Here is a 1,065-nt window from a genome sequence, read left to right on the forward strand (position 1 = left end):
CGACGGCCACGTCGTCTACAAGTACGCGCGCTACTCGGCACCGTACGCGCTGGTCGGCAAGGAGCTGTGGCTGAAGGCGACCGACACCGTCATCCAGCTGTTCCATCGGCACGAGCTCGTCGCCACGCATCCGCGACGACCGGCCGGCGGCCGCCATACCGTGCAGGCTCACCAGCCGCCGCAGGCGCAGGCCTGGCTCGAGCACGATCCGCAATGGTGCCTGGCGCGCGCCAAGGAGATCGGTCCATCGTGCCACGACGTCATCCTGGCGTTGTTCCACGACGCAGTGCTCGTCAACCTGCGCGGCGCACAGGGTCTCATCCGCCTGCGGGAGAAGTTCGGCGACGCCCGGCTGGACGCGGCCTGCGCTCGGGCGCTCGCCTTCAACAGTCCGAAGTACCGCACGGTCAAGGGCATCCTCGACAAGGGGCTCGAAAACGAAGGCGTGCCCAAGCCCGCGGCGGCGAACGCCGACACGTACCAGAACGGTGGCCGCTTCGGCCGCGATCTCCACTCGCTGATGCTCCATTGACCCCATGAATCCTAGTCCAGAACTGAACATCATCCTCAAGCAACTGCGCCTGTCCGGCATCCTCGATTCGCTCGAACTGCGTAACCGCGAGGCTATCGACGGGCAGCTCGCCTACACCGAGTTCCTCGCCACACTGCTGCACGACGAGGTGGCCCGTCGCGAGAACAAGAAGCTAAACGCCCGCCTATCGCGGGCCGGCTTCGCGATGGGCAAGACGCTCGAGACGTTCAACTTCGATCTCCTGCCGAACCTGAACCGGGCCTACATCCACGATCTGGCCACCGGCCGCTACCTCGACGAGAAGGTGGCGATCCTGATGGCCGGTCAGACCGGCACCGGCAAAAGCCATCTGGCGCAGGCCTTCGGTCACTGCGCCGCCCGCCAAGGCCACAATGTGCTGTTCATCTCGCAAACCGAGCTGCTCAAGCGACTCCACGCCGCGCGGGCCACGGACACCTACGACCGCAAGCTCCAGCAGTACATCCGGGTTCCGTTGCTGATCATCGACGACTTCGCGCTCAAGCCGCTGCGTG

General features: G+C 65.6%; 2 protein-coding genes. Both read left to right on the forward strand.

Annotated features, from left to right (window positions below; translation table 11 throughout):
• Window positions 1-532: Mu transposase domain-containing protein (locus tag AC0KUR_RS37935; RefSeq protein ID WP_473377395.1), on the forward strand; the 532-nt coding region annotated here is incomplete at its 5' end.
• A 4-nt stretch (window positions 533-536) separates the two neighbouring features.
• The coding region (locus tag AC0KUR_RS37940; RefSeq protein WP_473377396.1) for an ATP-binding protein at window positions 537-1,065 on the forward strand (529 nt) is incomplete at its 3' end.

This window comes from Burkholderia sp. YHN3-13 (genome assembly GCF_055810675.1).